General features: G+C 42.6%; 22 protein-coding genes and 1 tRNA gene. All 23 read right to left on the bottom strand.

The features are described from left to right. Positions 1 to 1,452 (bottom strand): adenine deaminase (gene ade / locus AB5170_RS05330; protein WP_368365046.1); only part of this gene is annotated, 1,452 nt, incomplete at its 3' end. Between the two features lie 252 nt (positions 1,453 to 1,704). After that, positions 1,705 to 2,463: an RNA polymerase sigma factor region1.1 domain-containing protein gene (locus AB5170_RS05325; protein WP_173718880.1), complete on the bottom strand. Its 759-nt coding sequence runs from the start codon at positions 2,461 to 2,463 to the stop codon at positions 1,705 to 1,707. A 301-nt stretch (positions 2,464 to 2,764) separates the two neighbouring features. Next, a tRNA-Leu gene (locus tag AB5170_RS05320) sits at positions 2,765 to 2,845 on the bottom strand. 455 nt (positions 2,846 to 3,300) lie between these two features. Beyond that, positions 3,301 to 4,083, bottom strand: coding sequence for an N-acetylmuramoyl-L-alanine amidase (locus AB5170_RS05315; RefSeq protein ID WP_368361463.1), 783 nt, complete (start codon positions 4,081 to 4,083; stop codon positions 3,301 to 3,303). Positions 4,084 to 4,114: 31 nt separating this feature from the next. Continuing rightward, a complete protein-coding gene (locus AB5170_RS05310; protein ID WP_368361464.1) occupies positions 4,115 to 4,459 on the bottom strand; it encodes a hypothetical protein in 345 nt (114 codons plus the stop codon). 4 nt (positions 4,460 to 4,463) lie between these two features. Then, positions 4,464 to 4,721 carry a hypothetical protein gene (locus tag AB5170_RS05305; RefSeq protein ID WP_368361465.1) on the bottom strand — a complete coding sequence of 86 codons (258 nt, stop codon included), beginning with the start codon at positions 4,719 to 4,721 and terminating at the stop codon, positions 4,464 to 4,466. 95 nt (positions 4,722 to 4,816) lie between these two features. Continuing rightward, entirely contained in the window at positions 4,817 to 6,553 is a 1,737-nt protein-coding gene (pilV, locus tag AB5170_RS05300; RefSeq protein WP_368361466.1) for a shufflon system plasmid conjugative transfer pilus tip adhesin PilV, read from the bottom strand. Positions 6,554 to 7,221: 668 nt separating this feature from the next. Beyond that, a complete protein-coding gene (locus AB5170_RS05295) occupies positions 7,222 to 8,214 on the bottom strand; it encodes a tyrosine-type recombinase/integrase (protein ID WP_195477926.1) in 993 nt (330 codons plus the stop codon). A 507-nt stretch (positions 8,215 to 8,721) separates the two neighbouring features. Next, positions 8,722 to 9,213 (bottom strand): hypothetical protein, encoded by a 492-nt coding sequence (locus AB5170_RS05290; RefSeq protein WP_368361467.1) that lies wholly within the window; start codon positions 9,211 to 9,213, stop codon positions 8,722 to 8,724. A gap of 1 nt (position 9,214) precedes the next feature. Then, the gene (locus AB5170_RS05285; RefSeq protein ID WP_368361468.1) at positions 9,215 to 12,328 is read right to left on the bottom strand and encodes a phage tail protein; all 3,114 of its coding nucleotides are present in this window, start codon (positions 12,326 to 12,328) and stop codon (positions 9,215 to 9,217) included. Between the two features lie 14 nt (positions 12,329 to 12,342). Further along, complete coding sequence (locus AB5170_RS05280) at positions 12,343 to 12,804, bottom strand: hypothetical protein (RefSeq protein ID WP_368361469.1); 462 nt, start codon at positions 12,802 to 12,804, stop codon at positions 12,343 to 12,345. 72 nt (positions 12,805 to 12,876) lie between these two features. Further along, a complete protein-coding gene (locus tag AB5170_RS05275) occupies positions 12,877 to 13,638 on the bottom strand; it encodes a hypothetical protein (protein WP_368361470.1) in 762 nt (253 codons plus the stop codon). Then, entirely contained in the window at positions 13,635 to 19,892 is a 6,258-nt protein-coding gene (locus AB5170_RS05270) for a phage tail tape measure protein (RefSeq protein ID WP_368361471.1), read from the bottom strand. The genes AB5170_RS05275 and AB5170_RS05270 overlap by 4 nt, the downstream gene beginning before the upstream one ends. A 213-nt stretch (positions 19,893 to 20,105) precedes the next feature. Beyond that, positions 20,106 to 20,495 carry a hypothetical protein gene (locus AB5170_RS05265; RefSeq protein WP_187565536.1) on the bottom strand — a complete coding sequence of 130 codons (390 nt, stop codon included), beginning with the start codon at positions 20,493 to 20,495 and terminating at the stop codon, positions 20,106 to 20,108. Positions 20,496 to 20,505: 10 nt separating this feature from the next. Then, complete coding sequence (locus AB5170_RS05260) at positions 20,506 to 21,087, bottom strand: major tail protein (protein WP_368361472.1); 582 nt, start codon at positions 21,085 to 21,087, stop codon at positions 20,506 to 20,508. A 15-nt stretch (positions 21,088 to 21,102) separates the two neighbouring features. Further along, complete coding sequence (locus AB5170_RS05255) at positions 21,103 to 21,513, bottom strand: HK97-gp10 family putative phage morphogenesis protein (RefSeq protein WP_187565538.1); 411 nt, start codon at positions 21,511 to 21,513, stop codon at positions 21,103 to 21,105. A 4-nt stretch (positions 21,514 to 21,517) separates the two neighbouring features. After that, complete coding sequence (locus AB5170_RS05250) at positions 21,518 to 21,883, bottom strand: hypothetical protein (RefSeq protein WP_302672389.1); 366 nt, start codon at positions 21,881 to 21,883, stop codon at positions 21,518 to 21,520. A 10-nt stretch (positions 21,884 to 21,893) separates the two neighbouring features. Continuing rightward, positions 21,894 to 22,211 (bottom strand): hypothetical protein, encoded by a 318-nt coding sequence (locus tag AB5170_RS05245; protein WP_294432734.1) that lies wholly within the window; start codon positions 22,209 to 22,211, stop codon positions 21,894 to 21,896. Beyond that, on the bottom strand, positions 22,204 to 22,503 hold the full coding sequence (locus tag AB5170_RS05240; protein ID WP_294432732.1) for a DNA-packaging protein: 300 nt from the start codon (positions 22,501 to 22,503) through the stop codon (positions 22,204 to 22,206). Before AB5170_RS05240 ends, AB5170_RS05245 begins: the two co-directional genes overlap by 8 nt. Continuing rightward, positions 22,490 to 22,591, bottom strand: a complete 102-nt coding sequence (locus AB5170_RS05235) for a Rho termination factor N-terminal domain-containing protein (RefSeq protein ID WP_368072577.1) — start codon at positions 22,589 to 22,591, stop codon at positions 22,490 to 22,492. Before AB5170_RS05235 ends, AB5170_RS05240 begins: the two co-directional genes overlap by 14 nt. Before the next feature lie 50 nt (positions 22,592 to 22,641). After that, on the bottom strand, positions 22,642 to 23,943 hold the full coding sequence (locus AB5170_RS05230) for a phage major capsid protein (RefSeq protein WP_294432730.1): 1,302 nt from the start codon (positions 23,941 to 23,943) through the stop codon (positions 22,642 to 22,644). Between the two features lie 15 nt (positions 23,944 to 23,958). After that, positions 23,959 to 24,678 (bottom strand): head maturation protease, ClpP-related, encoded by a 720-nt coding sequence (locus AB5170_RS05225; RefSeq protein WP_294432729.1) that lies wholly within the window; start codon positions 24,676 to 24,678, stop codon positions 23,959 to 23,961. Further along, positions 24,668 to 25,957, bottom strand: a complete 1,290-nt coding sequence (locus AB5170_RS05220; protein WP_368361473.1) for a phage portal protein — start codon at positions 25,955 to 25,957, stop codon at positions 24,668 to 24,670. Before AB5170_RS05220 ends, AB5170_RS05225 begins: the two co-directional genes overlap by 11 nt. Positions 25,958 to 25,969 lie beyond the last annotated feature (12 nt).

The raw sequence follows: 25,969 nt of genomic DNA, 5'->3' as shown, positions 1-25,969 counted from the left end.
ATAGCCTCCCTGAGTACGCATCAGTTCCCGCACAGCAAGCTCCATGTCCTCATCATTATCTCCGATCACAATAATATTGTGGGAATCATGGGATACACTGGACGCAATTGCTCCACCACGGATACCAAAACCTCCGATCACGCCACAGCCGATTTTACCCGTCATCTTATGACGTTCTACAACTGCAATCTTCTGATAATCGTCATCGGACTGGAATTTGCAGGGACCATCCCCTGCTTTCAGAGTTCCCTTTCTGGTAGTAATCTGTCCTTCTTCTGCCAGAATCACCGGAAAGATTCCATCTGCAGACTCCAGCTGAAATGCCTCTCTGGAAAATTCAGCCACATGCACTGTATTTTTCAATTCAGGGGCACACGGCTTTATAACAATCTTTGCATTTTTATCTACCAATTGCCCTTTAAAGTACACATCTTCTATGGTCACACTGACAAGATCCGAAAGAACCAAAAGATCTGCCTGCCTGCCGGGTGCCACTGCCCCCTTGTCTTTCAGTCCATAACAATTAGCTGCATTGATAGTTGCCATCTTAATAGCGGACACTGGATTCATGCCAAGGCGGATAGCTTTTCGCACGTTATGGTCAATATGCCCTTCCCGCTGGATATCCTCAATATGCTTGTCATCTGTGCAAAAGCAGAATCCGTCACCATTCATGTGTCTCTGTACCAGACCGCCCACAAGTGCCTCAAGATTTCGGGCAGCACTGCCTTCCCTTACGAGAATGGTAAGGCCGTTCCGCCGTTCTCGCATTGCATAATCAAAGAAGCTGCACTCATGGTCCGTAGCAATCCCTGCCATGGCATATGCCTGAAGATCCCCCTCTTCCAGAAACGGAGCGTGGCCATCACGGATTCTGCCTTCAAACAGCTCCAGCTTGTCATGCATGCTTTTCTCGCCCTGTACCACAGAAATGCTGTCCATTACTTCTCCAAGTCCAAGAATCCGGCTGTTATGAAGATAAGGAGCCATATCTTCAGCAGTAAGAGTACATCCATTATCATCAATGGAAGTAGCCGGAACACAGGAAGGCATCATTACGTATACGTTGGCTTTTACATTCTCTGTCTGATCCAGAATATAATCAACTCCTGCCAGACCGGACACATTGGCTGATTCATGGGGATCCACAATAAAAGTGGTAGTTCCATGTCTGGAGGCAACCGTTACCAGTTCAGCCGGTGTAACCAGTGTAGATTCCAGGTGAAGATGGCTGTCAATAAATCCCGGACATACATATCTGCCAGCCAGATCACGTTCTTCTTTCCCATGGAAGCTTCCAATTCCTACTATAATCCCATCCTGTATGGCAATGTCTCCGCGGATGATCTCTTCCGTAAAAACATTCACAATCCTCGCATCCTTCAATACCAGGTCTGCCTTTTCCAAACCTCTTGCAATTCTGGAATACTGCTTATATTTTTCCAAATTCATATATATCCTCCTTTCATTTGTCAAATAATATTTATTACGAACAAAAATATTTTGATTATTATTTATGATAGTAACACTTGTACAGTGAAATTTCAATGTAAATTTCAAAACATCCGGAAAAGACAAAAAACACCAGAGATGATTTTTACTTTTAAATCACCTCCGGTGCTTCCATCAATTCTACAGCATTCTTTTCATTTCCGACAGGATAGCCTTATCTCCATAATTTTCCCGGAATTTCACTTGCCATAATTATTTATCGTCTCCTGTAAGACGCAGAATATCCCTGATCTCATCCACATTCATATCGAGAATAACCGCCAGCTCATCAATGGTAAAACGGTTCTCCCCGTCATCGTCCGTCAGATCCTTCACTGCCGATTCCAGCTTCTCCACCTTAGCTACCAGACAGTCATCCTGGAATTTCTTCTGTGTCTGCTCCTCAATGGCAGCGATAATTCCCTTGCGAAGCTGAAGACGTAGCCAAGCATCATCTTTACGTTCTGTCTCCGGGTCGGAAAGAGCCGTGAGCAGCACCACATTCGCCTCCTGAATCAGATCTGCAAGTTGAATCTCTGTACAGTTCATATCAGCGGCCATATTTGCTGCTACCGGCAGATAAATGCTGGTAAGAGCTGCCTCTGCAATGGCATCCCCATCTGCCAGATTCTCAAACAGTGTGTGAAGCATCTCCTGGCTTACTTCCTTACCGTTGCTTACCTCTGCCAGGTAATCCTTCAGATATGCTTCTTCCTCTGAAGTAAGCGGGATGCTGGTTCCTTTTGACTCCGGCTCCGTCTCAGCCACTTCCTCTGTCTCCACCGGGGCAGTGTCTCCCTCTATCATAATTCCCTGCAGTTTCAGATACTGCAGTACTTTTAACATCTGACTGGTCTCGAGATCAGTACTTGCAAAATGCTCCCGGATCTGCTCATGAGTCAGCATATTTCCATTCTGCTTTCCAAGCTCACAAATATCCCTTAATTTCTCCTGAAACTGAACAACGTCCATATTATTCCTCCATGCTTCTTCGTTGTGTAAACTATAACAAATCCGTCCTGTAAAATCAAGGCATTACTGTTCACTCCGTTCACAGTAACGCGCTTCGCGGTGCACAGAAAGACGAACCTTCTTGTGACAAGCACAAGAAGTAGCGTTTGCTGCGCAAACTTAACTCTCGGTTTTTCTGTGAACTTAGTTCACAAAAAACACCTCACGGAACGTTACCAGTGAACAGCAACAAACAAATTAAAAAAATGACCCCGATCTAATTTTCATCTCGAAAATCCGATCCAGATCATTCCTCATTTCCTGCGGATGACAGGACTTGAACCTGCACGTCGTAAACACCAGAACCTAAATCTGGCGCGTCTGCCAATTCCGCCACATCCGCATATATATTATTTAAAAAACCGGAATGCCCTAATCATAAGGCTTCCGGTTCTCATTCGCAAGTGAAGCATCGGGGATTCGAACCCCGGACAACTTGATTAAAAGTCAAGTGATTCGGAAGCCTATAGTAGGCGTAAATACTGGTTTTTGGGGATGTCTCTGAGACACATTTGAGACATCTTGATTTTATGATACTAACACAAAGATGATACAATATCAAGTATTTTACAAAAAATGTCCTTGCTTCTATTATGGTAAGGACATTTTTATGGTAAAAATTCTCTCATTTCTATGTGCATTTATAAAAAAGAAAAGCCTTTACTCTCCTGAGGGGCAACTCGCGGGATTGTAAGGGCTTTTCTTGTCTAAGGGAAATCTCATGTTCAGTTTTACTGTACCAGATTCTTTCTCATCTGTCGAGTTTTATCGTACGAGATAGTACGACAGCATTCGACATCACAGTTTCTTCACCAGTACAGTGAAGCCTGCTGCCTTCAGCTTCTTTACCACCTTATTGGCAGCTTTCTTTGTTCTGTAGGTGCCAACCTGGACACGGTATGGGACGGAGCCGGCTACTTTGCGGATACTTGCTGAAAATCCTTTTTTCTTAAGCACTTTCACCATCACGTCTGCATTTTCTTTTGTTCCGTAGGCTCCAGCCTGGATGTAATACTTTGCTTTTGGTTTGGCTACAATATCCTTCCCGATGATTCCTTCTGCAATCAGCTTGCCATGAGCGTCCATGCCAAGTTTTTTCGCTTTGGCATAATCGTCCTTGTTATCACAGAAGAAGGATTCTACCAGGACCGCTTTTGCCTTAGTTTTTCTGGTCCAGTATAAACCGGGGCGTGCTTCAGCTCCTCTGTCATGCCAGACAGTGCCGAGCTTCGCACTGATCCGCTGGGCTTCCGGAAGACCATTTGCATTGTAACAGTATGCTTCGCAGCCATATGCCTCTCCATTAAAGGCATTCAGATGAAGCTGGACTGACAGATCATAGTTCTGTTCATGCTCTTCTTCAATGAAATACTTGATTTCATCATTCAGAGAATGCAGCTGACCTTCCGGAGCAATACACAAGGTTGCCTCATGTCCTGCTGCCTGGAGCCATTTGCACACATAAGGTGCCAGCTCCTTGTTGTACTTGTATTCATTTACTCCGCCCTTGTTTGTGCCATCTGCAGATGAAATGACGCCACCGCCATAATTTGCATGACCTACGCAAATAAAAAACTTCATATTAAAATTCTCCTTTCAAAAAAGAGAGCGATCACTCGCCCTCAGATTTTTTGTACCTTGTTCTATCCCAGATTGCTTTCACTCTTTCCCATCCACCAGTTGATACCATATAGATAACAAATGATGCGACAATTGCAGCAAATACATAATACCATTCAATTACTACCTTAAAGTATTCGCATAAAGCAACCATTGTGGCTGTACAAATAATAAAAGATGTGACCAGAGCCACCACGCTTGTTGGAAGGTTCTTAAGCCAAGGCAGATCTTTTATTCCTTGTACAATAAGGGACACCACAAAAGCCATTACACCAAATGCAATCAGTGCATAATTTACATAATTCATAATTTCATTTACATTAATATTAATGTTCATACTGTTAATCCTCCTTATGTTCATGTTCCAGATCTGCAATTCTATGGTTTGCGACCCGAATTTGCTCTTCTGATACAGCCATCCTCTGCTCCAGATTATAAGTACGCTCTATGGTGTTGTTATGCTTGTCTACTCTCTTTGTAAGCTCTTCTAACTTATATTCCATGAGAGCCCTTGTCTTTTCATTCTGGCTATGATTGCTGATCAGACACACTATCAGCGTAACTGCTGCCGATATTGTAGAAGAAATAATTACTTCCATATATGTCCTTTCCCCAGCATTGCGCCGGCGCAATTTTGTAAAAAAATAAGACCTTATAACGGTCTCGCTCTAATCTCCATTTTATATTCCTCCATTTAGTTTTCTTTGAAATTTTGCATTTTCTCCATTTTATCCACTCTGAGATTAAGTTCTTGCATTGCTTTTACAACATACGCAATCATCTGTAAATTATTGACAGATTTATAATATGGGTGTCCGTCAAGTACTCCGCCACCATCGACAAGATTAGGATCAAGCTGTTCAAGCTCATCTGCTATAAAGCCAATCTTGTATTTCTTATGGGAATCTTTTCGCTCGAATGAACGAATTTTCATTGATTCTATTACTTTTGTGGCGTCTTCTACTTCGGTGTCTTTTATGTCACCTTTTAGTCGAATATCAGAAAGAGCTGTACTACATACCCTTCCGAGACTAAACCATTTCCACGATCCATCAAGTCTGGTTTGAATCCAAATTGATCCAGCGTATGAATCTCCGTGATAAATAAAAGCTCTGTTTCCGGCTACTTTCTCGCCGAGATATATTCCTACCGCAGTATTCGAACCAGGACCGCCCACATTATACCCAACGTAAATGTTTCCAAAATTTCCGTCAACTGCCAGTGGGATTATTCCATTTTTAGCGTTATAAAAGCTGAAGAAATTTTCATCATCTGTACCTGTTGCAGCGCCAAAGCGCCAGTCTACTGATCCTCTATTGGACTGATACTCGTAGGTTGTATTTATTATGTTATTACTCTGAATAAAACCGCCAATGGACATATTGCCAGTGGTGGTTATACCTTTCCCGTTATATGCCCGAATCCAATCGGAATCAGCCATATACCAGCCACCACCATAATCCTCGCTATACCATCCTGTATTACCACGCGATCTAAACCAATTAGATGCATATATGGTATCGGTATTTATATCTGCAGTCGCAGTTATTGTTTTTCCCTGCACTTTGCCAGGAGTGGTAATATCTCCACTGTATAAACTCAGACTACCATACATCGTGATTGTTTTATCGAAAAACTCGAACCCGGCACCACTTTGTATAGATGTTCCGGTTCCCATTTTTCCAAGTTTTATGGATGTTCCGTCAAAGTATAATATTTTCTGGCTGCTATTACCATTGTAAATAGAATAGGATTCATTTGCTGTCATTGTGTTTGCCACAATATCAGATCCGGATATTTTTCCACCTTTCAGCGTAGCTCCTGTAATTGAACCGGATGCTGTAATGTCCTGCGCAAAGATTTCATCTATATCCATCCTGCCGCCGGATATAATTGTTTTTTTACCATCTTTGTTCTTAATCACAAGACTTTCGGTAATCAATTCCGTAACGCGATCAGTCAGAATAAAATTTGTACTGGATTCACCTGACTCAACAAGCCAGGTGAATTTTTCCGCGGTTTGACTGGCTGTGGTTTTTATATTGTTCACCTTTTCATCATTGGTGCCTATATAGGATTCAACTGTACTTTGGAACTGCCCGGCAGTTTGAATGTATTCAGATGTATTTGTCTTGAATTTTTTATACTCTTCCTGAGCCTTATCATAATCTGTTTTAAACTCTGAAAACTTAGAGCTTACACCGCTGGCCGTCTGCTCTACTTCTCCCAGTTTGGAATACATCGTAACGCGACCAGACTGCAGTTCTGTAATTTCGTCCTCGGATATTATAGCGGATATCTTTCCCTGCACTATGGATAAATTTGTTTCATTTGCCTGAAATCTTTTTAGGATGGCATTCTTGGCAAATATGGATACTTCTTTTTCAAAGCGCACACTACCTCCCTCCTTTTCTTTTTTGAAAAAATTCATAATAAAAGACACCACATGGGTGCCCTTTAGCATGAATTCTTCTTTTCTGCATACAAAATAGTGAGACAGTCTTAAAAAGAGTATCAGTTTTAAACGATAATATCAACGATATATTGATAGCTGGCAACTATTGCAATATTGTTCCAGCATGGGGAAATATTGGAGGTTTATATCCCTCTTGGGCTTGGGGTATAGTTCTAACAGCTAACAATATTGCAAATTTTATTGGAGTAGCTACAGTAGGCAAAAAGCTTGCCGTTGCACAATACAGTAATGGTACGTGGACAAAAATTATGTAAATACTTATTTCTCTATCCAATTACCCCATACATTATTTGATTTTGATCTAATAAATAATTTTGTATTAGCATGTGATAAAAATTCTTGTATCGCATATTTGGAATTATCAATATACATGGTTCTTAAAATACCATGTTCTCCTGGTGCTGGACTATTTTTACAATTTGGAATTACTCTATAAATAGTTTGTTCGTTTACGATTACTGGAATATTGTTTAAATCATCAGTATATGATCCGTAATTTGCTTTATCACTATTTTATATGCGGTCTTCCTTTTCGCTATAAATGTCCATCCAATCCTCAACAGGCCGTGTTTACCCAAGCCACCTTTTCAGCCGGCTGTTTTCTTCGCCTATTGCAAGTTACTTTATGCCATTAATCGCATAAATGAAGCTTTCACTGTTTCATCTTTAACTGATACGTATAACATGGTCGTATCAGGTTTGGCGTGACCGGCATAAGCTTGGATCTCCTGCAACGGTACACCTCTGGTTCCTGCATCAGTAAGCAGTGTTCGCCGAAACTTATGTGGATGTGCATGTATTCCGGCTTCTGTTCCAAGCTTGCGTAACATTGTTTGAATCGCTTCCCTTTGCAGTCGGCTATAAGGTTTCCGATCTACAACAAATAAAGCTGGATTGTCATCTGTTCGGCTTGCCAGGTATTTCTTCAAATGATATATGCACCCCTCTGTAAGATACACTTTGCGTTCTTTCTTTCCCTTCTGTCCATATATCACAATTTCACGGTTAGGAAAATCTACATCTTCCCGATTGATTGATACTACCTCTCCAATACGCCCAGCAGTACTGTAAAGTAGCTCCATGATGGCTACGTCTCGTTCTGTCTTGGCTATATCTTTAAGATGTTCCCTTTCTTCTGCGGTATATGGTTTCTTAAGCTTCTGAGGTACTTTCACCCTTCGCAGTCTCCTGGAAGGATCCCGATTGATGTAGCCTTCATCCGTAGCCCATGTGAAGAAACTGCTTATATAGTGCCTAAGAGTCTCCAAATATGACAGAGAAATCTTTCTTTGTTCCTGGTACATGGCAAGATAATATCTCAAATCGTTAGTAGTTATCTCATGGATTTTCTTATTCAGTCCTATAAACAACATTGAAATGCACCGTTTGTAAGCAATCAGAGTAGATTCCGCACAATTTTCTAAGCGCTTACTGGCTATGTACATTTTCAGAATTCTTTCCCAATGCCGCTCTGATGTTACTAATTGCGTGCATTCCTCTTTTACTTCCAATCCATGTAGATTAATTGCCAATACGTTTTCCAGTTTCTGTAATTGTTCATCTGTTAAACTGTCCTGCATAGCTGCCACTACATTTTTAATAAAATTTTCTGTCATAAAAGTATCACCTCCTTACCACAAGTATAATTGGTATTATGGTAAGGAAGCTACTTTTTCCTATAAGCTCCAGCAAACAAAATAGTGACTCGCTTCCCAATATTGCCGAGAGAATTACGCAAATGCCGGATGGAACTAAGGCAAAATTATTAAGTGTTGGAGGAACAAGTGTTAACGTGGGAAATACTGGTGAGAAAATTCCAGCATGGTCTTTTGGAATTTTTTTACCTTCTACATACGGCTCTGACGCTTGCGCAATTTTTACTAATACTAATCAAATCACTGTAGCCTATAAGTCAAGTAATAATTGGGTATCGTGTAAAAAGATTTTGTATTAAGAAACAAGCTTTTTCCACTCATTCCAAGACAATGATCTGTTAATATCTGTTTCTACAGATTTTAAAACAGTCACATTTAAAAGCAAATCTCTTGAATGGCTTCATGGAATGGTATTATCATCAGGCGACAATCTGACGATTACTTTACTAAAATAATAATTATACAAGGTTATTTAAAAACACTAATAAAAATAGGATTGGAATATATATCACATTCAAAAATTATACTTTTTCTATTCTCACCAATTTGAATTTTGGCATCATTTCCACCTTCATATATTTTTTTTACTGATGCATTATTAAATACTCCACCAGTTTGTCCGAGAGTTATAAGATAAAGCCCAGTTCTATTAATGCACAATACGCTAATATCTGAAACGATTGGTGCAATACGATATAGAGTACGATTATTTTCGGTTTTTATATATTCAGCTCTGCTAATGTATTTTTTGGTCTCACTATTTAATTTGTTGAGTGCCGCTAGAAGTGTCATCTGTCCGGCATCCAAAGCATAATTTTTTGATGTAATTTTATTCAGAATCGCATCTGCCAATTTATCGTAGTCAATCAGCTGTGGTTCTCCTGCGCCAACAAGGAGCAGCTGATCTGAGGTTTCTGGGGCTGTTTTGGTTGAAAGTGCATTTATTGCTTGATCTGCCATATTAGTTTTCCCTCCATATTGTTATTTGTTTTCCGGATCTTGTGGTAAGATATTTTCCGGATTTGGTTGTAAGGTTATATGTGTCGTAGGTTGTGAATCTGCCGGCGCAGGCGCCGCCGAATTCGTAATCTTTGTTCTGAACTGTAATTTGATAGCCATATCCCAGATAGTATTCTCCTGATTCAGTCTTTCGCCTCCAGGTAAACCATTTGTCCGGATAGTTCTTTGTTACATCCTTTCCCTTTTGGTAGACTGTCGCGTACAATGTCGTGGTGTCATTTCCGTTGTCCAAGTACCGAATGTTATACAGAAGCGTTCCGTCTGTTACACCTTGAAGTTCCGAATTTGTTTCCTTCAAAGATGCCTCAAAGCCTTTTACACTTGATTCTATCTTCGTTACATTCTGCTGAGTTGTTGCAATGGCTTCCTTAGCCTGGTCTGCAGTCTTCTGAGCAGCGGCTATATCACTACTCAGGCCTTCTGCATCTGCCAGAACAATAACTGTCTGGCTGTCCAGCTCCTGTGTACTGCTGCCTGCGGCGTATAATGTAGCGCGAATTGCTTTAATGTCAGAACTTGAAGGTGTATAAACCTTCTGCAATTCATCAGCAGTCGGCTGATATTTTACGGTATAATTTATGCCATCTGTGGACTCTTCCACTTTGTACCGCCCTGTATAGCTGTGTACTGTACCATTATCCAACTCCAGCGCGGAAAAAGTCACACTTGCCGGAATCAATGTTTTTCCATCTTTTTGCTTACGGATAGCAAGAACAGACGCCCGCAGATTGTAGTTAATACCAATCTTTCCGTCTTTCGCTTTGCTGATGGAAAATCTCTTTTTGATGCGTGAGCCACCGCATATTGCAGTAAGGTAAGCACCGGATCGGGTAGTCAGTCGCAAACCTGACCGGGTAGTTAAATATCTTTCACCGGAGCCATACACTGCTTCTATATCAACATATCCATCATCTGTGGACATTGATTTTACATAATATGTTCTAAGCTTCGCATTCCAGTTGCCGGAAACTCCTTCTGATACCGCCACTTCAAAAACCGCATCATATGATACATCCGTATCTCCTAAATACACCGTCATCCTTGTATAGCAATCGCTGTAATCTCCCCCGGATCCATCCGTGTTGGTATGAACCACATGGGAATCATTATCCAGGGAAGCTCCAAGAGCATCCAGAGTAGAGATACCTGATAATACTGAAAGCGCCTGCTGTGCGGTATCCGCTGCTGCAGATGCAGTACTGTTTGCAGCCGCTGCTGTCTTTTTGGCTTCTGAAGCGCTCTGATCAATAACTGTAATATTCTGATCCAGCCGGGTATACATCTGGTTCAAAGATTGTCCGGATTCATCCATCCAGATCCGGCTGCTCTTAATAGTTGAATCACTTCCATTAATTGCCAATACCACAGACGGAATATCAAGCTTTGTGCCGGCAATGGCTGCATCATCGGATACCATCTTATTTACGATCAAACCGTCAGCAATGGCTTTTTCCTTGATTCCGGTTGAATCAATAAGTACACCAGTACCAGTCTCATCAAATAAAGAAAATGTAAAATTCTTCCTGACATCCTGACCAATCTGAATACGAACATTTCCGTTTTTGTCACTCCACTGCGCTGTGGGACCTTTGATCAGAAGTCCTCCATCTGGATCCATTATGGTGAATTTGCTTGTAAGGATTGTTCCAGCCTGTAAATCTCCCACAGAAACATATTGAATTACTGCATTTTTAATTAAAGCTTCTTCCAATACTGCATTCTGTGATGTGAGGTGAATATTCTGTAGTTCTCCGATACCGGCAGCTCCGGAAAGAAGATTCTTGATGTTTCCGTATAATACATCCAGATTTTTTACTTTTTCCTGTTCCACTTCCAGCTTTTTTATTGTTGCATATTTTAAATCAGCGTCTTCCGCTTTAATGTAGTTGGTTTCAATTTGTCCAACAGATACTTTTAACTCAGACAGATCTCCATTCAGAGCATTATATAGTCCCTGAAGATTTCCAACCGCACCACTTCCGGATACCCCCTCTTCAAAATGCAAAATATCCGATACATTGATCGTTCCTGTGTACCGTCCATCATCACTGATTACAGTATTGATAATCTCCTGTGCCGCCTGGAGCTTTTCCCTGGCTTCTTCGAAAGACGGAAGCTTATTCGCCAGTTCGCACTCATCTTTCGTATGATTCTGCGGATACTGTGTAAGCTTGATAATCCGCTGTTTTTCACGTATCCCGGTAGCGGCATCAATCAATGTGATTGTATCTCCCAGAGAAAAAGAGAATCCACTGTATCCAGCTTTCTGTTTCGCCAGATTGATAATATCAGCGCTGTAAGATACTTCCGGCTTAGACAGATCCTTCAGTTTCGCTTCTGCATCTTCCTTCAATGCTGCAGCATCCGTATAGAATTCATCCTTCCAGATGTATGTCTTAACTTTTTTCGTGTACTGATAATTTTCCAGATAGTTCTTTCCATCATTTACCGATTCAACAGTAAGTCCGTCCTGTCCAATTGGAATAATTCTTGTGTAATAATCGTAGGAACTGCCTTTTCTCTGCAGTCTTTTAAGATTGAGCCCGGTAAGGAAAAAGGTTCCCTTATCCTGTCCAACCTGCTCATAAAATGATACCGTCTTTTTCTTGGTGTCATAAACAACTTCACACATGAATGCGGTGCACAGCTTCTGGATTACTCCAAGCGTGTTCGTTTGCAGGATACCTGCATTTCTTTTCTTTGTCACCGTGCATTCACCCACTGTCCAGCCGGATCCAGCCAGGGCAAGCTTGGCCGCATCTGAAATTGTGGAATCTGCAATGCTGAAAGAGCTCCATGGTTTAGCTTCCAGTTCTTCCAGGTTCAGCACTGCTACAAAAGAAAGAAATCCATCTGTACTCACACCTTTTTCTTTTACTACATATTCATCATCCTGAGTCTCAATATAGAATTCCTCACAGATTTCATGATGACGGGCCATGTATGTAAAAGAGAGCGTCCGGTCACCTGTAGTAACGTCGCCCTCAATCTTTAAGTCCTTGTATTTAACAATATGCCCTATGGCATTGTGGTTTGTATCGTAGATCTTAAGCATAGGGCCTCCTTCTTTTAATCTTCAGAAATCATAAAAATAAACGGTTCCAGCTCTGCGCTGGTCAGATCCAGCCCTTCAAATAATGATAATGGCACTTTTTTAGGCTCAAAATCGGTTTCCTGGATTGCCAGCTCATTAAGTTTTTTTTGATACTCCTCCATACTTTTACCTGGACGGAGACTTATGCTTATATCCTGCACAGGTCGTTTTTCTGCCTCTGCAGCTTTTTGCTCTTCCTCCCAGGCCTTCCGTTCTGCGGCTGTGTCTCTGTACTCTTCAATGATTGATTTCTTCGTTTCCTCATATGGCTGCAATGCCTGAACAATTGCTGCTTTATTTTTATTAATTGAAAAAGCAAGCTGAATTTTTCCGGAAAGAATTTTCTTCCCTGATTCTTCAAATTTCTTTTGTTCCATATTCTGGAACTGCATAATCCCATTGTATGCTAATATCATTTCCTGATTTGTCACTTTCAAAAATCCTCCTTAACACACATATTTCTTTGAAAAATTTATGTTTTTTCAACATTCCTGGCGATTTTTCCGCAATTACATAAATCTTGGACGGTATTTAACCGTGATATCCATCCAGGTATTATCCAATGTGATTCTGTTCGTTCCCGGCATAAGTACCGGCAGGCTCCAGATGTCTACATCAGCTGATTTATTTACTCCTGCCTCTGTGATTTTTCCGGTTTCACCATCCAGGATAACGGTTTTATCCTTTGTTGTATTCCTGATTGTAACCGGCAGGCTCTCCCCTGTATCCGGATTACGATTAATTCCCTTAACCGTGAATGCTGACGCACCTGCAGCACGCGGAGTAATTTCCACTATGCAGGGCGTCCAGATATTTCCAGGGTTTGTTATTACTATTTCCAACATTCCGGATGCAGACTGTGAATATGGAGAACCATCCGGTTTTTCAGCGTATTCATAGCATGAAAAATCAACCGTAATCCTGCTCAGTCTATTGGATGTTACCCGCAGTTTTCCAAGTGGGTTTTCAGCAAAATCATGTTTTACCATATATCCGCAAAATTTATGGTCGAACTTATCCAGTTCCAGGATGACCGACTCGGACATCATCTTGGAAAGCAAGGTGCTGCAGTTCTGCAGGATTTCATTCCGATCCGCGCCATATACCAGGAAAGTGATCTGTATTGTTTTGAACCCGATGGAACCGTTGACAAAAAATGGCAGTGGGCTGCCCCTCTGCCATTCACTTTCATTTTCAATATTTGAAAAAGCCGGAGTCACATTCCATTGTCTGGCTTGTGCTCCGGATATATCCCAGCCATTTATTTTCATCTCAGCCGCCCCCTTGTATGCCTTGTAGCTGCCATTTCATTCTTTGTGTTCATGTCTTCTCGGATTTCTCCGACCAATTTATCTTTATCCATGAATACCTTTAAATTCTTCATGGCGCTTATCATGCTCTCCGTCATGGATTCCATGTTACTCATCATTGAATCCATTTTATTCAGAATATCGGAATTATCTGTCTGTGAGCTTCCTACAAGCTTTGCTTGCCGCTCAGACTGCTGCCGGATCAGCTTGTTAAGCTTTTCAATTCCAGCTGCCCCTACATCCAGAGAAGATCTGTTTGCCAGGAACTGATCCGGATTCATTGCAAAATTGTACAGGTTCTCCGCACCCTGCGGATTGATCACCTTATCCCCAGTGAGCATGTTCTGCATGATTGCCCCATCTGATTTCCTAAGGACATACTCCTGGGCGTTGTTTTCAAACAGCCACGCCAGCTGATCCTCTATAATATTCTGAGTACCAGTTTTCAGTCCGTTCTTTTTCATAGCTGCCAGGATTGCCTTTTTCTGCGCTGATGTAGGCTTTTGGTCAGCTTCTACACTAAGAGCATCAGCAATCTTCTTTACAGTAGAATCATTCACACTCCGACCATATTTCTTTACAATATACTGCCACAGATCTGAATGTTTCTTTTTTTCTGCATCCGACACAGATTTCTTATGCGCCTTGCCTGCATTTATCAGCTTCTGTACTTCTGCAATCTCTGCCGGTTCCTCAGCTGCGCCCACAGTCACTTTATCCAGTTCTTTCTTTTGCGCCGGCGCAATTTCTGTCTTGGATATATTTCCAGAAGTGCCAGATCCGGAAGAAGCTGAGCTGGAAGCAGCTGCTCCACTGGTTCCGGAAGAAGCTGACACATTTTTTCCAGCCGGCGATACATTTACATCAAGCAATGTCCCGCCGGTTCCTGCTTTCTGAATTCCGGCGATCAGACTCCCTACAATGTCCTCACCAATCTGGCCAGCCTGTTCCACCAGAGACTTCAGACCGGTAGATAAGCCCTCATTCAGCTTTGCAACCGCGGAAGCATTTTCAGCCGCCAGATCATCCATCTGTTTCTTATAATCTTTCCTGGTGTCACTTATCTGCTGGTCAATAGCATCCCGCGTAGCCTGTGTATCTTTTTTGGCCTGCCGGTCTGCTATCTCCTGCTTTTCTTCCCAAAGCTTGTTAAATTCATCCAGCTGCTCTGCAGTCATCTGATTCAGGCTGTAAATATTGGCGGCTGCTTCTGGTCCTGCATCTTTCAATTCCTGCAGCAGCCCCTCTGAAAGTTCCTTTCCGCTCAGTTCCTGTAACTGGTTTTCCCACAGTTTCAGTCCCTCAACCTGGGTATTCATATTGTAAATCAGACGATCTGCAGTATATCCGGAAGCGTCCCAGGCATCATAGTTATTCATGGATGAAAGGATGTCTTTCTTCCGATCAGCTATGGCACTGTCCCTTTTTTCTTCCAGATCCTGTATGGTTTCATTTAGTTCTTTTTCAAGCTTTTCCCGCTTATCATTGTAATCTTCATCAAGCTGCAGCTTTTCTTTTTCGTAATCTTCTTTGGCTTCCAGGTACTTTTTGTCTGCTTCTATGCGCTCATCCGTACCGGCTGTGAACTGTTTTCTGGCAATATCCCAATATTCCATCTCTGCCCTGGCGGACATGGAATAATAGGTCTGGTAGGTCTCCAAAAGGGATTTCTGTACTGAAGCCTGGGTCTTTGCAGCTTCCTCTCTGGCTTTGGCTACCTCTTCCTGCTTCTCCTGCTTTTCCTCGTAAATCTGAGTGTCCAGTTCCTGGATCTTTTGTGTTGCTTCATACCAGGCATCAGTTCCGCTCTTTAAATTCTTTCGAACGGTGGTCCAGTAATTTTTCTCCTGGGCTAAAGAGGCAGCATGTAATGTCTTGTACTTTTCCAACCGTTTTTCAGCAGCACTGAGGACTTCAGAATTATAAGTTTCTGAGTCCTTAGTAGTTTTCTTTTGATTATCTCCGGATCCGGTGACTTTTTCTTTGGATACGCCAAAATTGTTCTTTATACTGCTACTCAGTGCCTTGCTGATCGTGGAACTGCTGTTAAGCTTATTAAGCTGAGCGGTTGCCTGTTTATAGGCTGTGGATCCTTTCACAGCTGTATCACGTATCTGTTGCCAGTACCATTTTTCATTGTCCAAGGACACTTCATGGCTCTTATTGTATTGCTTAAGCCAGCTTGTGGCGTTTTTCAACACAGCCTTTGACATTTTTCCAGCGGCTGCAGTTGCTACCTTTGTGTTTTTAGTTATACCAGATGCAGTACCAGCAGGTAACTGATAGCCGACTTCTTTCTCAAATTTCTTTGATGGAGAATGGATCTCTGCTGCTGCCTTGGCTGCGGCAATACCTGCATTGATCATTCTTATTGAAGCGCTGATGACCTGGGACTGGCCTGCTGATATACCTTGTGCTACACCAGCAGCCGCGTTGTATCCCGCAGTGTAAAAGCTATTCTGATAGGTCCGGACTGCGGCCGCTGCCTGGCTTGCCATGGTTCCGGAAGCGCTGATTGCGCCACTTTTTCCGGAATTTATACCAGTCTGATACTGCTGAGCGGCTACCGTTCCGGCTTTCTCATATTCGCCTTTTTTCTCTTCGGCTGCCTTCGCTCCGGCGGACGCCATCTCGCCACCAGCCTGTTCAACGCCAGACTGCTGATCTTTAATTGAATTCTGGGTTCCTTCTCCTACAGCAGTACCCACATCTTCACCTGCAGACTGTGCATCTGCTGCCTGCGTACCACCGGCATTAATTCCTGCCTGGATTTCTTTCGGAATCTGGATGCCCGCTTTATTGGCAATTTCTGCCACGCCCTGGATTGTTCCTTCAATAGTTCCGTTCAGCTGATCTATTGCCTGCTGAGGGGTTATCTCACCGCTTGCAATTCCATCTGCAAGTCCCTCTGGGATCTGTACACCGCATTCCTGCGCCATCTGGACAGTCTGCATGAGAGATTCCTGTGTGGCTGCCGGAAGCTCAGCCCAGCCTTCTACAGCCGAAGCAACGGCATTGTCAATAGACTCGCGCAGATCAGAAAAATCATAATCTGTGGAGCCAAGTTCTCCCACCGCCAGCTCATAAGCGGTCTTGTTTGCTGCCATCACCGTTGCTGTATCCTCAGAAATATCCATTGCATCAGTCCACTTCTTGGAGATACCTTTCAGCTGTTCAACACCGTATTCTCCCTGGTTGTCCAAGGTCCATACCATATGCTGGAGCATATTAGCCGCATCAGTTCCTTGCTCCTGGATTGCCTGGATAAACTCGGCGGAGAAAATCGCTTGTCCGCTCTCATCTGTGGCTTCTTTAAGACGCTGGAGATTCTGCTGATAGTTCTGGATTCCATCCACCCAGGACTGCAGGTTTTCGTTCATCTGTTCTGTGGTGATATCATCCCCACCATCGAATTTATCTGCAAAACTGATTTTATCCTGCAAATCAGCTTTGATAGAATCCATGGTGGAATTGTATTCATCCAGGATCTGGCGCATGGCTGTCTTGGCAGCGTCCGCAGCTTCCTGGGAGCGTTCCATAGTTTTGTTGAACCCTTCCAGGGCTGTGCCAGCTCCTGCTGCTGCCAAGCCGGTTGCTTGGATTGCATCAGCATTTTCTTCTTGTGCCTTTGTATTGTCTTCTGTTGATTCAGTATTATCCTTTTTTACTTTTGTAATGTTTTCTGCACTTTTGGCATATCTTTCCTGTTCTTCCGAGCATTTATCAATTGTTTTTTGATTTTCCTCAATTGCTTGAGAATATCCTTCCATTTTCTCTGCACAATCAGCTATGCTCGTAGCTGCTATTCCAGTTGCATCACCATATGCTACTGTTCTTCCATCAATACCATCCAAACGTGAATCCAATTCGCTGCTACTATCGCTTAGATGTTCCATAGCATAATTAAATTCATCCTGTGTTATTGCACCTTTTTCCAATGCCTCTGTATAAAGTTTTGTTTTCTCTGTTGGAAAATCAATATCAACTTGATAGCTTGGATCTACACTGGCCTTCTGTCTTTCCTCTTGGAGCTTTACAATTAATTCTCTCTCTTTTTCCAAGAGTTCCATTCTATCTTCAGTGATTTTTTTCTGTTCCTGTGCTTTATCCAGCTGTACCTGTGCCGCTAAAGACTCATTGATTAAATCCTGTGTGGCTGCAATTACCGCCTGTTGGATTGCTGTTTGCTGATAGTTTTCTACCAGTTTTTCCAGCTCATCATTAGTTACACTCAGTTTATCATTTTCATCATCATAAGCACCAGCCAGTTCTGGAATGGACTGTGACAGTTTGTCCACGATGGATGCCATTTCCTGTTTCTGGACAGCTGTTCTATCTTCAACATTATTTAACTCTTCCAGTCTGTCAGCCAGAGCGCCTACATTTTCCACGGAATTCAGGGTTCCGGTAAACTGATCGTCAATCGCCTGTACATTATCGGCAACTTTCTGGGAGGATTGTACAACTTGATCGTACATTTCTTCCATTGCATCTTTTTGAGGTGTAATCACGTCTGTTAAGCCAGATACAATATCCGTAAGCAGTTCCACACCATCCTGCAAAGGACCTGAAATGTAATCATACGCCGCAATTCCCAGTCCCTCAGTAGCAGAACTAAGCTCTGTCAATTTACCCTGCAGATTATCCTGCATGGTATCTGCCATATCTGAAGCAGCACCAGAACAATTTCTCAGACTTTCTTCATAGCCAGCTACCTGATCAGCTCCAGTATTAAGGAGCATGTTCAAGCCCTTAATGGAGTCAGATGTAAATGTAGCCATGAGCGCAGCCTGCTTCTGCGCATCTCCCATTCCATCTGTAGCAGACTCTACATCTTTCAGGATGTCAGTCGCATCACGGAAATTTCCGTTTGAGTCCATGACTGCTACAGAAGTATCGCCAATGGCGATCTTTCCATCTTTCATCTTGCTGGTCAGATCTCTCATTATAGCAGCAAGAGAAGTACCAGCTTCACTGCTCCGGAGTCCGTTGTTTGCCAAAGCCTCCAGGAAAGAGGTTGTAGTCTCAATGTCCTGACCGGCGGCATTCATGTTGGCGCCACAGTTCTTGTATGCCTCCCCTAGCTCTGCTGCTGTAGTCGAACTGTTCGCCTGCGCGTATGCCATCATATCTGCTAAATGGGTTGACTGTGAAGCTTCCAGATTAAAAGTACTGATATTGTCTGTAACAATCTGGGATGCATCTGCCAGATCCATATTGGAAGCGGCTGCCAACTGCAGAACACCATCAATACCAGAAAGGGTCTGGTTAACAGACCATCCTGCCAAGGACATGTTTGTCATTGCACCGGCAACTTCGGTAGCAGAGAATTTCGTACTGCTACCGAGACTCTTCGCCTTGGATTCCAGTGCTTCCAATTCTGAACCAGTAGCTCCGGAGATAGCCTCCACTTCACTCATTCCGGCTTCGAAAGAGCTTCCTACCTCTACCACATACTCAGCCGCTTCAACAGCCTTATCCTTTAAAGTACCAAGTGCATCTGCCGCAACAGATACACCTTTCATTACAACAGCACTGGCAATTTTTTCACCAATTCCAGTAAATACTTCGCCAGCTTCTCCTGCATTTGTATTTAAATCATCAACTTCAGAGTTTGCCTTTTTTACTGATTTTCCAAATTCATCAATGCTGGTAGCGCACCCATCTGCTGAGTTTTTTGCTTCTTCAAGGTATTTTCCGTTTTCTTCAAGTGCCTTACTGTTTTTGCGCACATCCGTTTCAGCCTGAATTACTTTCTTATTCCAGTCCGTTACACGGCCCTGTGCATTCAACATGTTTGTCGTCTGCTTTGTAAGGGCATTATTCAGCTCTTCAATTGCTTTTTCCTGTTTTTTATAAGAATCGGAGCCTTCCTCGCCCTGCTCCTTCATTTTGTCCAGGGATTTCTGTGCAGTATCAAGCTTTTCCTTAAGCGTTTCTACTGCCTTTGCCTGCTCCTCATATTGCTTTCTTGCATTTCCAAGTCCCGTATTTGCTGCATTTAGTTTCTGCTTAAAAGAGTCCTGCAGCCGGATTAAGTTTTCCTGCTTAGACTGCAAGGCCTGCATGGAGTTTGCGCTTCCTTCAAATTCCTGCGCAAGGCTTTTGGTTTCTGCCTGCAGCATTTTCGTAACCTTTACAGCATTTGAAAATCCCTGTGTATATTCTTTTTCCCCGCCGAGCGCCAGCGTAATTCCAACTTCTTTTTTTGCCATTTTAACTCCTTTTAAGCATAACAAAAGGAGTGTTCACCTTACATGAACACTCCTATGGTAATGCATCAATTGCTGAATCAATTTCTTTCTTCAGCCCATTCATAATTAAATATTCATCATACATCCTGTAAAATTTCCTGGGCGTCATATCCAGCACTCCGGATTCCGTATAATACAATTTTGTCATTCCGATGTAAACTATGCGGGCAATATTCAGCTTTTCATTTGCCCGCTCTTCTGGTTTGGGTCCTCGTCCTCATCTACCTCTGGCATGGATATTCCATAGGCTTTCAGAAGCGCTTTCATAACTTCATAGTAATTGTCAAGCCCGATCATGTCTCCCACATCTGCTTCTGTCACAGTTGAGTATTCAACGCTTGCCTTCATACGTTTATTTCGCTCTGCTTCGTCATTCAGAAGTATGACCACAATATCGCGCATCAAATGTCCATTTCCTGTGTCATTTGCTACATCCTCAAGCACTTCCATTAATGGTTTATCATACTTTTCTTCAATCTGATCAATCATGTTGAGAGTGAAGAGGAAATGTCTTTCCTCTCCATTCAAAACAATTGCCACTCCTCTTGGTTTAAATATGCCCATGTTTTACTCCTTACTTACCGGTTGAAGAATCGGTAACCCCAAGAATTTTATTCACATATGTTTTTGCTTCCGCAAGTGTTTTAAACTCATTTTCGGCTTTCATATCACCATTCTGCAAAGTGTATAAATTACCTTCCATTGTTGTATGTGTAAATGTTACAGTGTCCTGTTTGGTTGCATTCTCATCATTTGGTTCTTTAAACTGTACTTTTAAATAAACCTTTGCTTTAAATACTGTTTCATGTGCCCGGACAGATTTCCCAACAAATCCAATACCTACATATGGCGGAATATCGTTCGCATTTCTGACCATTCCGTCATCTTCTGTCACTGTATGTCCCAGCAGCCATCCTTCATTCTGCATAGTTGGCTCATTCAGTTCCAGTGAAGCTGTACCACCTGTCGGAGATACGTCTGTTTCTACTACATTATCATCACCATAATCTTTTACATCGCTGGTGTTAATATTAAAGTTTGCATTTGCTGCCGGACCAATTACTCTCGCTTCCTTATACTTTGCTGTTGCTTTGCTTACAGACGCCTCTGTATCTAATTTTGCTGCTACAATGTACTCAAATCCAATTTTAGCCATGTTAATATCCTCCTACTATATGTTTATATGTCTATTAAATACTTCCTGCATTTTCTCTGTACATTCAGTCTCTGATCTTTTTGTTGCTCTATCTTCAAATGGGTGAGGTTTCTGATTACCTCCGTTTCCATTCTCCAGATATCCCCACTTTTCTCCGTTTCTTACGCCTTTACTGTCAATTCCAACCGGTCTGACACTAACGTAATGGCCAAACGCATTTTTCTCTGGAGTATCTGGTATCACCGAGCTTGCCAGTTCTCCTGTTGCATATCCGCGGTCTGCCGCGCTGGTTATCTCTTCACGAATGTTCTTTTGAAGGACCTGCGCTCCTTCTGTGAGCATTTCTTCTGATATTGAGTCAACATCTGCAGCATTCTCCAGTGTCTGCAGCAGATCATCCATGGAATCCACCCTGCACTTTGCCATTGCTTCATTGCTCCTTCCTGATGCAAAATGTAATGGTACAAGTTGTATAACCAGTATCCCCTTCATAGCCAGGAATAGAATTCTTGACTGTGAACCCTGCTGTTTCAAGCGCTGCAATAATCTTTTCCTCGGCTGCCAGGTAATTAACCGGTTTCCTTTTGCTCCCGGATGCAGAACGAGAAAACCATGTGATTTCCAGGTGTTGAATCCATTCACTGTGCGAATCATCCCCATAATCCGCCGGGGTTGTCCGTTCAATCATATATACTGCAAATGTATTCGGTTTTTCCTCCAACGGACACGCCAGCGGCCAGATATTTCCTGCTACCAAGTCCGAAAGTGCATTTTCAATTTTCTGGTTCACATTCATCTTCTCACCCCTATGTGCATATGATTTCTATTTTTGCCTTATCTGCCCTGTAGGTTCTCAAAATATCATATACAGCTCCGTCATATTCCAGCTGTGTAGCATATTCCTTTCTGTTTCCCGATAGGTGCGCAGTCTGTTCCCAGTCTTCCAGTCTCATTTCAAGCACAAGCTTAATCTGAATTCCGGCTTGTAAAGCAGCATAATACTCAGATCTTGTAGCAGATTTTTCAGTTACATAAACTGGATATTCTTCTGTGATGCTTTCCTCCGCAAATCCATCTTTATCCTTCGCATTTTTCACTACCAGAAGCTTTGCTTCTTCATCCATCCTGGTTCACCTCTTTTTTACCGTAATCTCCAGAAAGAGCCATAGAATCTCTCAAGGCGGCATATGCCGCCCTGAATGTTGTTTGATCTTTGTCATATCCATAATGCCCCTTGCAATAAAGTTTTAAAGCCTGCTTACACAGGGGTTCTTCTGGATCAGTTACATATACTCCAACCAAGCTAAGATCTACTACACACGCCTCGGCAAGATCCGTGACGTCCAACTTTGTCACCTGAGATTTTCCCCGAACTGTTCTCATAAGGTCTTGTATCAGATTTTCAGAAAACGTCATTCATAAGCACCTCCAGCAGTTCTTCTTTTTTCATTTTAGAATATCCTGGGATTTCTTTTTCCTTGGCTGCTGCTTTTAGCTGTGCTATTGTGTAAGCACTGTAGTCAACAGTATTTGCCGCCGCTGCTGCCCGGCTTGTTATTCCCCCGCCTGAGTTTTCTGATCTGTATCACTTGTGGCTTCTGTCACGGTATATTTCAACAGAGCATGTGCCTTTGTGGAAGTAACACCACCATCCGCGATAGCATATCCACAATAATCAGTGTTTCTGGCTTTTACATGATCCTCAGTCATTACTGTGAGATCTTTGTTTACGTTTGCCTGATAGCCTACATATGGACTGGACATCAGGACTTCACCGTCCTCCATGGAATCATCCTGTTTTACCATCATTCCAAGCACTCTAAATACACCGGATTCAGATGGATCCGGAATGAAAATCGGTTTTCCATTTTTATCTGTTACATTTGCCAGTTCACTCCAAATAGTGGTGGAATTTGCATAAATTTTAAGCTCATTTGCCCCAACTTTTACCTTTGCTCTCGCATTGGTCAAATCCTGGTATGCAAGCTTTCCCTTCTCATAAGTTGTAATCTGTGGAGTCTTATCTTCCTTTTCCAGAGCTGTAACTACCCCCAAAGGTTCTGGCTTGAACTGATCGCTTGCACTTGGCTTTCCTTTACCATGGGTTACTCCATATCCAAGCCCTGCACCAATTTTTCTTGCCAGTTTCCGCTGAATATAATTAATAAAATCATCAATTGCCATCTCTTTCAGTTTCCAGGAAATGGTTACGCATCTGGATAATTCACAGCCATTCAGTGCGAGCTCCTTCAGTGTATCTTTTCCATCTGCAGTTACGTCTGCCTCTTCGTACCATTCGGCAGCAGTGGATTCATCTCCAATCGGAACATTGTAGTTTCCTTTGACATAGGTTTTCTGAATATCGTTCCAGTACGGATACAGCTCTTCTACCATATCCCAGATACCGTCAGCTACTGTTTTTGGAATAACCACTCCAGTATTTTCAGTTGTATGGGTATATGCATTTGCTTTTTCCATGATCTCTGTTTCTTTTGCAGTAAGAGTTTTCCCCATCATGGTTTTAGCCCATGCCATTTTATAAGCATCAGTACTATGCTGATCATTCTCTAAGCTGCCAGCAGTTTCCTGAACAAAACTCATTTTCGCAGTGGCCTCTCCACCACTTGCAGCAGCCGCTGCTACGGAATCATTCAGATCCTGGACGTTGAATGCACGCTGGTTACCTTCCAGGGCTTTTGCAGTTGCCATTGCTTCTGCAGTCTTGTCCCACTCTTCATCCAGAGCTTTTACCTCTTCCATTTTTGCATTTGCTTCATCCAGTTTTCCTTCATTGATAAGACCGTTAGCCTCTGTGATAAGGTTTTTACGACTTTCTGTGTACTCGTTATAAGTCATCTCTCATTCCTCCTGTTAATCCATTAATTTTCTTTCAGCCAAAGATAATAATTCAGCTCTTGCCCTGGCTATTTTTACAGCTTTTTCTTTCTCTGTGCCATCCCCTGTATCAGCTTCCATCATAGCTTTTACTTTCGCCATCTGCTCAGATGATGGCAAGTGGAAATTTACGGCAGCAACGAAAGGTTGCTTTTCTTCCGGCTCCTGAAACATCACCTTGTCAATTAACCCTCGTTCTTTCGCCTGTTCAGCAGTAAGCCAGGTTTCATTTTCCATCATTTCCAATGCGTCCGACTCGGACATTCCAGTCTTTGCAGTGTATGCTGTGCACAATGCCTGATCGGCAGTTCTAAGAACTTCTGCCATGTGCTCCATATCACTGTGATTTCCCCTGGCTCCTGAAGATACACAATGCACCATCATGAGTGCCGTTGGAGACATTTCACAGTAAGCGGCACATGCCACTATAGAAGCAGCACTGCAAGCCTCCCCCATAATGTATATACGCATATCATGTTTTTCCGCAGCGCTCCTGAGTAAGGTATAAATCTCAGATCCAACATCGATTATTCCGCCTGGGGAATTGATATATACCTCAATCTCATCTCCTGGGACTGCTGCCGATAAAACCTTCATTACGTCTCTCGGACATGTACTGTCTTCGCCAAACCAGTCATAATACCATTTATAGTCATTTGGTATCATTGCTCCTCTGACATCAATTCTATGTTTCAACTTTCTTTTCACCTCCATGCATCTCTATATAAGCAGCTTTTAACAACTGCCCCATTAATCCTGCCATTTCGCGGTAATTTTCACCGTTCATTTTGTTAAGCATACTTTCCAGCATGTCCACCACCTGGGTATCCAGTCTCCTGATTGGCTTATCTCCGCCCTCAATAGGTGCCAGATTCAAGATTGCACGCCATTCATTGGGTGTCATTGCTCCTCGATCCACCATGGACTGAAATGCAAGTTTGGTACTCATGCTTGCACACTGGAGGTTGCTGGACTCATATGTTATGTAATTTCCACAGCCTCTCTCTCTTGGTGAAAAGAGCTTTGTTGTAAGCTCTTTCCCAAGCTGTATTGCAACCGGTTCAATTTCCGCCTCATAATATGCTGTCCACTGATCTTCATTCCAATCTGACTGCACAATATGTTTGTTGGTGTTAAAGAAAGAATAAATCCGGTCTGTGATCCGGTCCGTCTGTGACGCATTCGGAACATAGTCCTTTGCTTCAATCTGTTTTGCGTCGACCTTAGCATCCACACCAGCTGCTCCGAAAGTATCCGTTTCAATAGCAAGATAATTCTTTACAAACTGTTCTACATTGGTTTTTACATCTTCCGGACGCATGGAACTGGTAAATTTCAGCAGCCAGCGGATAATTCCGGAATTTTTAATTGCCTTCACAATTCCCTGGTCTATGTATCCAACACACTCCATTAGCTGAGCCAGCGCCGGTGCCGGATTTTCTCCGAAGATATCATTCCCCTCATAATCCTGGCGCAAGTGGATAATATCCGAATACCGAAAGGTACCCGTTTTTCCATTCTTGTAAGTGAATTTCAGAAAAAGTTCTTCTGCAGTCCCATATATCGCTTCCACCATTGTTGCCGGAATCGGATACATCTGCTCTGCATATCCATTCTCATCTCGAACGATCAGTGCAAAAGCATTGTTGCTAAGGCATAGCTGATTCGCAAGCTTTTCCTGGAACATCTGCCCTGTCATATAAGGATTCGGGTTACTTAAAAGCAGCTTTATACTGGTTTTGGGGTTTACCTTTAACCCTTTTTCGTTTTCCTGTATATGTTTTGCCACAAGTTTTCCGATAGCTTTCACCTTTGGACGAATGCATGCCCGGATGATATCACTGTCATATAATTTTCCATTCCAGGAATAATAATGTTCGCCCCAGGTTATCACCATCTTGTACTGTTCACTTGTATTAGGCTTATCTGCGGTAGGTTCCCTCCCTCGATTTTTGTTTCTGTTCCAAAATGCCATATATACCTCCTG

Source organism: Ruminococcus sp. RTP21484sp1_RTP21281st1_A8_RTP21281_210402, assembly GCF_040914025.1.
Taxonomy (GTDB): domain Bacteria; phylum Bacillota; class Clostridia; order Lachnospirales; family Lachnospiraceae; genus Blautia_A; species Blautia_A faecis.
This window is presented reverse-complemented; position numbering and strand designations above follow the sequence as displayed.